Below are 8459 nucleotides of genomic sequence, written 5' to 3'. Positions count from 1 at the left end.
TACTAGTTGGAAATATAGAAACTGAAACCACTGGAATATTAGTTTGTCACGATGCATTAGAAAGTGTTATTGACGAGGCAATTGCTAAAAACTGCAACTTAATTGTATGTTTTCATCCTATTTTATTTTCAGGTTTGAAAAAAATAACCGGGAAAAATTATGTAGAAAGAGCTGTGATTAAAGCAATTCAAAATAATATTGCAATCTATGCCGTCCACACTGCTTTAGATAATCATCCGGAAGGGGTGAATAAAATATTTGGAAATGCATTGGGATTAATAAATACTAAAATCTTAATTCCTAAAGAAAATCATATTAAGAAATTAGTCACATTTACCGTTCCTGAAAACGTTGATAAGGTTAGAAATGCTCTTTTTGATGCTGGAGCTGGAACAATTGGAAACTACAAAAATTGCAGTTTTACTTCAAAAGGTATGGGGTCTTATTTAGGAGATGAAAGTTGTAATCCTGTAATCGGTAATCGATTTGAATTAGTAGAAACCGATGAAATTAAAATTGAGGTAACATTTGAAAAACAATTAGAAAATAAAATTTTAAAAACGCTATTTGAGAATCATATTTATGAAGAAGTAGCCTATGAAATAACCACTTTACAAAATAAACATCAAAACATCGGAATGGGATTAATTGGAGAATTAGAAAATCCAATGAGTGAAAAAGAATTTTTGTTATTTGTAAAAGAAAAAATGCAATGCGAGGCCATAAGACATTCTGATTTTATTGGTAAACCGATAAAAAAAGTAGCGCTTTTGGGAGGTGCTGGAAGTTTTGCTATTGCAAATGCTATTTCGGCTGGTGCCAATGTGTTTTTAACTGCTGATTTGAAGTACCACCAGTTTTATGAAGCCGAAAAACAAATTATTTTAGCCGATATTGGACATTTTGAGAGTGAAAGGTATACAAAAAATTATATTGTTGATTATCTTAGAAAAAAAATCCTTAATTTTGCAATCATTTTATCGGAAGAAAATACAAATCCAGTTAAGTACTTATAAATTATTATGGCGAATACAAAAGAACTAAGTGTAGAAGACAAATTAAGAGCATTGTATGATTTGCAATTAATTGACACAAGAATTGACGAAATCAGAAATGTAAGAGGAGAACTTCCTTTAGAAGTTGAAGATTTAGAAGATGAAGTTGCTGGTTTAAGCACTCGTTTGGAAAAACTTAAAAATGATTTGACTGTTATTGAAGATCAAATTAAAGCTAAAAAAATAGCTATTGACGAGCATAATGAGTCAATGAAAAGATATATTAAGCAACAGGAATCTGTTCGTAACAATAGAGAATTTAACTCTTTGACTAAAGAAGTTGAATTTCAAGAGCTTGAAATTCAATTGGCTGAAAAGCAAATTAAAGAAATGAAAGCTACTATTGAACACAAAAAAGAAGTGATCAATCAATCTAAAGAAAAATTAGATACTAAGACAAATCACTTAAAACATAAAAAGACTGAATTACAGGCTATTATGTCTGAAACAGAAAAAGAAGAAACATTCTTATCTGAAAAATCAGCGGAATACCAAGGACAGATTGAAGAACGTTTATTAGCAGCTTATAAAAGAATTAGAACAAGCGTTCGTAATGGATTAGCTGTAGTTTCTATTGAAAGAGGCGCTTCTGCAGGATCCTTCTTTACAATTCCACCACAAACACAAGTAGAAATTGCTTCAAGAAAAAAAATAATTACCGATGAACATTCTGGAAGGATTTTAGTGGACAGCACTCTTGCTGAAGAAGAAAGAGAAAAAATGGAAAAATTATTTTCTAAATTTTAATCATACAAAGCCACGTTCCTAGCGTGGCTTTTTTATTATGAAGAAATTAAAATACCTCCTTCTCGCAAAATCAATTGGATTTTATATCAACGTGCTCAGTTTTGTTGCTCCCAAAAAAGCAATACTAAAAGCATATGCTATTTTTAGCAGTCCTAGAAAAGGAAAAATCCAAATAGATGCTATTCCTGAGGTTTTAAAAAGTGCAGAAGCAATTGCATTTGATTTTGAGGGTAAAATTATTCAAACGTATTTATGGAAAGGAAACGAAACAGTTTTGTTTTTAATTCATGGGTGGGAAAGTAATTCTGCACGATGGAAAAAAGCCCTTCCGTATATTTTAAAATCTGGTTATACAATTTTAGCTATTGATGCACCAGCTCATGGTTTGTCTAGCGGAAAAGATTTTAACGCGCATAAATATACCGAATTCATTCACCATGTAGCGAAAATGTACAATCCTAAAATATTAATTGGACATTCTATAGGTGGAAAAGCCTGTTTGCATTATCAAACTATTCATAAAAATGACAATGTAGAGAAAATTGTAGTATTGGGAGCGCCATCCGATTTCAAAGCAATTTTTGAGAATTTCGTAACACTTTTAGGATTGAATTCGAAAGTAAATAATGGATTAATAAATTACTATAAAGAGAATTTTAACCTTAGTAATAAAGAAATTGAAGGATCTTTATTTTCAAATGAAAGCAACATCAAAGGACTTATAGCTCACGATATTGAGGATAAAGTAGTCGCATTTGCAGAAGCAGAAAAAAATGCAAAAGCTTGGCAAGAAGCTTTATTTATTGAAACAAAAGGATTAGGTCACAGCATGAATGATGAAAAATTATTTGAAAAAATAAGCGAGTTTATTATATCATCTGAAGTGAAATAATTCTATTTTCTTTTTAAAAATCAAATTACCTACCAATCGATTTTCTAATTAACTTTGCGACATGGAAGAAAATCTAAAGCGACTAAACAAATTTATTGGTGAAACTGGCTATTGCTCTCGTAGAGAAGCCGATAAACTAATTGACGAAGGTCGAGTTACCATAAATGGAGTTGTTCCTGAACTGGGAACGAAAGTTGCTCCAACTGACGAAGTTCGAATTGATGGAAAACTAATTCGTGAACAACGTGAAAAACTAGTTTATTTGGCTTTCAATAAACCTGTTGGAATTGAATGTACCACCAACTTAGATGTTCGCGATAATATTGTAGATTTTATCAATTATCCAAAGCGAATTTTTCCAATTGGAAGATTAGACAAAGCCAGTGAGGGATTGATTTTTATGACCAATGACGGTGATATTGTTAATAAAATACTTCGAGCTCGAAACAATCACGAAAAGGAATATACGGTAACTGTTAACAAGCCAATAACTGCCGATTTCATTAAAAAAATGGGAAATGGGGTTCCAATTTTGGATACCGTAACCCGAAAATGTAAAGTCGAACAAATAAGTCAATTTATTTTTAAAATTGTTTTAACACAGGGATTGAATCGTCAAATCCGAAGAATGTCGGAATATTTAGGTTACGAAGTAGTGGCTTTAAAACGAATTCGTATTATTAATATTTCTTTGGATGTGCCTTTAGGAAGATACCGGGATTTAACTGATGCTGAGATTTTAGAGTTAAACCAACTTATTGAACCATCAAGCAAAACCGAAGAAGCGAGTTTACCAAAAATTGAACCTGTAAAACGCAGAACAGAATTTATAAAAAGAGACGATCCGAGATATAAAAAACGAGGAGATTATTAAAAAAAAGCCTTAAACATAATAATTTAAGGCTTTTTTATTATTGCTTCGCTAACCTTCGTTGCTCTCTGGCTAAAAGTGTGTTTTTCAATAACATCGCAATGGTCATCGGTCCTACTCCACCTGGAACGGGAGTTATAAACGACGCTTTTTTACTTACGTTTACAAAATCAACATCACCGGTAATCACATATCCTTTTTCGTTTGTTTCATCATTTACTCTTGTGATTCCCACATCAATTACAACTGCTCCGTCTTTCACCATTTCTGCTTTAAGGTAATTTGGAACTCCTAAAGCGGTGATAATAATATCGGCTTGAGTGGTAATTTGAGCGATGTTTTTAGTATAACTATGCGTTAAAGTCACCGTTGAATTTCCAGGGAATCCTTTTCTTCCCATTAAAATACTCATTGGGCGACCAACTATATGGCTACGGCCAATAACAACGGTATGCTTCCCTTTAGTTTCAACGTTATAACGTTCTAATAATTCAAGGATTCCAAATGGTGTTGCAGGAATAAAAGTGGTCATATCCAACGCCATTTTCCCAAAATTCTCAGGATGAAAACCGTCAACATCTTTACTTGGATCAACAGCCATAAGCACTTTTTGAGTATCAATTTGATCTGGCAAAGGCAACTGAACGATAAATCCGTCAATATTGTCGTCTTCGTTTAACTCTTTGATTTTTTTAAGCAATTCCGTTTCAGAGGTCGTGCTTGGCATATTGATTAAAGTAGACTCAAAACCTACTCTTTCGCAGGCTCTCACTTTACTACCCACATAAGTTAAACTTGCACCGTCATTTCCAACAATAATTGCCGCTAAATGAGGTACTTTCTCGTTGTTGTTTTTCATCTTTTGAACCTCAGCCGTGATTTCGACTTTGATATCTTCAGAAACTTTTTTTCCGTCTAGTAGTTGCATTGTATTTATTGTTGTTGTGTGTTACTGTATTTTTTTGTCTTTAAGAGCTATCTCATTCCTGGCATTCCCGGCATTCCACCTTTCATCCCACCCATCATTTTCATCAAGTTTTTTCCACCTGGACCTTGCATCATTTTCATCATTTTACTCATTTGGTCAAACTGCTTCATCAATTGATTTACCTGCTCGATTTTAGTTCCAGAACCTTTTGCAATTCTCGTTTTTCTTTTCATATCAATAATTGCAGGTTTTGATCTTTCCGTTGGGGTCATTGAATGAATAATTGCTTCAATATGTTTAAATGCATCGTCTTCAATTTCAACATCTTTCATGGCTTTTGAAGCACCCGGAATCATTCCAACCAAGTCTTTCATGTTACCCATTTTTTTAACTTGTTGGATTTGAGTCAAGAAATCATCGAAACCAAATTCATTTTTAGCAATTTTCTTTTGGATTTTACGAGCTTCCTCTTCGTCATATTGTTCTTGAGCTCTTTCTACCAATGAAACTACGTCTCCCATTCCTAGGATTCGTTCCGCCATTCGCTCTGGATAGAAAACATCTATTGCTTCCATTTTTTCACCAGTTCCAACAAACTTTATTGGTTTGTTTACTACTGATTTTATAGAAAGTGCGGCTCCACCACGAGTATCTCCATCTAATTTAGTTAAGATTACCCCATCAAAATTTAGAATATCATTGAAGGCTTTTGCCGTATTTACCGCATCTTGACCTGTCATTGAATCCACAACAAATAATGTTTCTTGAGGTTGAATAGCTTTGTGAACACGTGCAATTTCGTCCATCATTTCCGCATCAACAGCTAAACGACCTGCGGTATCGACAATTACAACATTGTATCCTTTTTCTTTGGCATATTTAACTGCATTTTGTGCAATTTCAACTGGATTGTTATTCCCTAATTCGGAATATACTTCAACACCTATTTGTGATCCAACAACGTGCAACTGATTGATTGCAGCAGGACGATAAACATCACAAGCTACTAAAAGAGGATTTTTACTTTTTTTAGTTTTTAGGTAGTTTGCTAATTTTCCTGAAAAGGTAGTTTTCCCAGAACCTTGCAATCCCGACATTAAAATTACGGTTGGATTTCCTGAAAGATTTACTCCAGAAACTTCCCCACCCATTAATTCTGTTAATTCGTCTTTAACTAATTTAACTAATAGTTGACCTGGTTGTAAGGTAGTTAACACATTTTGACCAATGGCTTTATCTTTTACTCTTGTAGTAAAATCTTTAGCTATTTTAAAGTTAACATCGGCGTCTAAAAGTGCGCGGCGAACTTCTTTTAATGTTTCTGCAACATTAATTTCTGTAATTTTTCCGTGTCCTTTTAGGATATGAAAGGCCTTGTCTAATTTATCACTTAAATTATCAAACATGTTTTTAAATTTTATTGAATTGCAAAGATAAGATAAAGTTGGAAAGTGGCAAAGTGACAAAGAGGCAAAGTTATGATTGTGAACCAAAGATTGATTCAGAATCAAATTAATATTTGGTAATCCATTTTTAATTTAATTTATTTGTATAAAATAACTTAAATCAATAAAAATGAAATTACAATTATTAGCAATTAGTTTTGTATTAACGAGTATTTCTTGCTTTTCTCAATCTCCATTAAGCATCGAAAAAGACTTCTGGGCTGGAACGGCAATTCATCAAAATGGTAAAAAAATTAGCATTCAAGAAGCCAAAAAGTTAGTTAATAATTCAGAAATTGAAGCAAAATTAAATTCCGCACAAACAAATAGATTAATTGGAGGTATCGTTTCTAATGTAGGTGCTTTTACGTTTGGATATACTTTAGGACTTTCGATAAGCAACAATCCTCAAATAAAACCCAATTGGGCTGTTGGAGGTTTTGGAGCTGCAGGAATGATTGTTGGTTTAATAATTCAAGGGAATGGAAACAAGCAAATGAAAGAAGCTGTTGATTCTTACAACGCAAATATTTCAAAAAGTACTGGTTCCATCGACCCTGAGTTCTCGGTAACTTCATCAGAAAATGGAATTGGTTTTGCAATCCGATTTTAAAAAATTACATTCTCTCAGGAACTTGAATACCTAAAAGTTGAAAGGCCGATGCAATAGTGTCGGCCACTTTTTTTGATAATTGTACACGAAAATCTTTTTCTACTTCATCATTTGAACCCAAAATAGGAACCGCTTGATAGAACGAATTGTATTCTCGAACCAAGTCGTAGGTGTAATTCGCAATTAACGCAGGACTGTGATTTTGTGCTGCATTTTGAATTACTTCAGGGTACAATTCCAATTGTTTAACCAACTCTTTTTCCTTTTCATGCAACGATTTAATAGTTGTTTTTTCAGCAAAATCGAAGTTGGCTTTGCGAATAATCGATTGGATTCTCGCATACGTGTATTGTATAAAAGGACCTGTATTTCCAGCAAAATCTACCGATTCTTCCGGGTCAAATAATATTCTTTTCTTAGGGTCTACCTTTAAAATATAGTATTTCAAAGCGCCCATTCCGATGGTATTATACAGCCTGGCTTTTTCAACATCTGAATACCCTTCTAATTTTCCTAATTCTTCAGAAATTTTTTGAGCGGTTTCAGTCATTTCATTCATCAAATCATCAGCATCGACAACGGTTCCTTCTCTGCTTTTCATTTTTCCTGAAGGCAAATCTACCATTCCGTAAGACAAGTGAAACAAGTTTTTAGACCATTCAAAACCTAATTTTTGAAGTATTAAAAACAATACTTTAAAGTGATAATCTTGTTCGTTTCCAACGGTGTAAACCATTCCTCCAACATCTGGAAAATCTTTTACTCGCTGAATTGCTGTTCCTATATCTTGTGTCATATAAACCGCTGTTCCGTCTGAACGAAGTACAATTTTTCTGTCCAAACCATCCGGAGTTAAATCAATCCAAACCGAACCATCTGGATCTTTTTCGAAAATCCCTTTTTCCAAACCAATTTGAACGACATCTTTTCCTAATAAATAAGTGTTACTTTCATAATAATAACTATCAAAATCAACTCCTAAATTACTATATGTAGTTCCAAATCCATCATAAACCCATTGGTTCATTGTTTTCCAAAGCGACATTACTTCGGAATCACCAGCTTCCCATTTTAAAAGCATTTCTTGCGCTTCCAAAATAATCGGCGCCTGCTTTTTGGCTTCCTCTTCTGATTTTCCTTCGCTCATCAATTGGTTAATTTCTTCTTTATAAGCTTTATCAAAAGCCACATAAAAATTACCAACTAATTTATCTCCTTTTAATCCAGAAGTTTCTGGGGTTTGACCGTTTCCAAATTTTTGCCAAGCCAACATCGATTTACAAATGTGAATTCCACGGTCGTTGATAATTTGTGTTTTATATACTTTTTTTCCTGATGCTTTTAAAATTTCAGCTACAGAATATCCAAGTAAATTATTTCTAACGTGACCTAAATGCAGGGGCTTGTTTGTATTTGGTGAAGAATATTCAACCATAATCGCGGGTTTATTTGCATTAGCGGAAACAAATCCGAATTGCGAATTGTCTTTGATATCATTGAAAAAATCAATGTAATATTGATCTGAAATCACGATATTTAAAAAACCAGAAACCACGTTAAAATTTGAAACTTCAGCTACATTTTCAACTAAATAAGCTCCAATTTTATTTCCAAGTTCTACAGGATTACTCTTAATGACTTTCAATAAGGGAAAAATAACCATAGTGATATCTCCTTCAAATTCTTTCCTAGTCGATTGAAATTCTATTTTGTCAATAGTTACATCAAAAAGCGATTGGATTGCTTTTTCGATTGGTGCTGATAGAATTTGAGATAGTGTCATTTTGTTATTATTTTAAGATGCCAAAGATAGTTAATATGTATGAATTTGAAAATGGTATTTTAAGGTTGTTTGAAAACAAAAAATCCGCTTTGAAAATTGCAAAACGGATTTTTTACTTTACTATC

At 33.1% G+C, this 8459-nt stretch carries 8 protein-coding genes; 5 read left to right on the top strand and 3 right to left on the bottom strand.

The features are described from left to right. From AC9UFV_RS06630 to rluF, 4 genes are all read left to right on the top strand, one after another. On the top strand, positions 1 to 1016 hold a 1016-nt coding region (locus AC9UFV_RS06630; protein ID WP_509574084.1), incomplete at its 5' end, for a Nif3-like dinuclear metal center hexameric protein. A gap of 6 nt (positions 1017 to 1022) precedes the next feature. Then, entirely contained in the window at positions 1023 to 1802 is a 780-nt protein-coding gene (locus AC9UFV_RS06625) for a zinc ribbon domain-containing protein (protein WP_509574082.1), read from the top strand. Between the two features lie 37 nt (positions 1803 to 1839). Then, positions 1840 to 2694, top strand: coding sequence for an alpha/beta hydrolase (locus tag AC9UFV_RS06620; RefSeq protein WP_509574080.1), 855 nt, complete (start codon positions 1840 to 1842; stop codon positions 2692 to 2694). A 61-nt stretch (positions 2695 to 2755) separates the two neighbouring features. After that, positions 2756 to 3568 carry a 23S rRNA pseudouridine(2604) synthase RluF gene (gene rluF / locus AC9UFV_RS06615; RefSeq protein WP_509574078.1) on the top strand — a complete coding sequence of 271 codons (813 nt, stop codon included), beginning with the start codon at positions 2756 to 2758 and terminating at the stop codon, positions 3566 to 3568. A gap of 37 nt (positions 3569 to 3605) precedes the next feature. Here the strand turns inward: rluF and AC9UFV_RS06610 are convergent, their stop codons facing one another. Next, positions 3606 to 4493 (bottom strand): bifunctional 5,10-methylenetetrahydrofolate dehydrogenase/5,10-methenyltetrahydrofolate cyclohydrolase, encoded by an 888-nt coding sequence (locus tag AC9UFV_RS06610; protein ID WP_509574076.1) that lies wholly within the window; start codon positions 4491 to 4493, stop codon positions 3606 to 3608. Between the two features lie 47 nt (positions 4494 to 4540). After that, positions 4541 to 5899, bottom strand: coding sequence for a signal recognition particle protein (gene ffh, locus AC9UFV_RS06605; protein ID WP_509574074.1), 1359 nt, complete (start codon positions 5897 to 5899; stop codon positions 4541 to 4543). A gap of 169 nt (positions 5900 to 6068) precedes the next feature. Here ffh and AC9UFV_RS06600 point away from each other — a divergent pair, with 169 nt between their 5' ends. Continuing rightward, the gene (locus tag AC9UFV_RS06600) at positions 6069 to 6551 is read left to right on the top strand and encodes a hypothetical protein (protein ID WP_509574072.1); all 483 of its coding nucleotides are present in this window, start codon (positions 6069 to 6071) and stop codon (positions 6549 to 6551) included. 4 nt (positions 6552 to 6555) lie between these two features. On the opposite strand, the gene argS is transcribed toward AC9UFV_RS06600, so the two are convergent. Continuing rightward, on the bottom strand, positions 6556 to 8334 hold the full coding sequence (argS, locus tag AC9UFV_RS06595) for an arginine--tRNA ligase (RefSeq protein WP_509574070.1): 1779 nt from the start codon (positions 8332 to 8334) through the stop codon (positions 6556 to 6558). Between the last annotated feature and the right edge of the window lie 125 nt (positions 8335 to 8459).

Source organism: Flavobacterium sp., assembly GCF_044349645.1.
GTDB lineage: Bacteria > Bacteroidota > Bacteroidia > Flavobacteriales > Flavobacteriaceae > Flavobacterium.
Note: the sequence above shows the minus strand (reverse complement) of the source record. Positions and strands in the feature narration are given on the sequence as shown.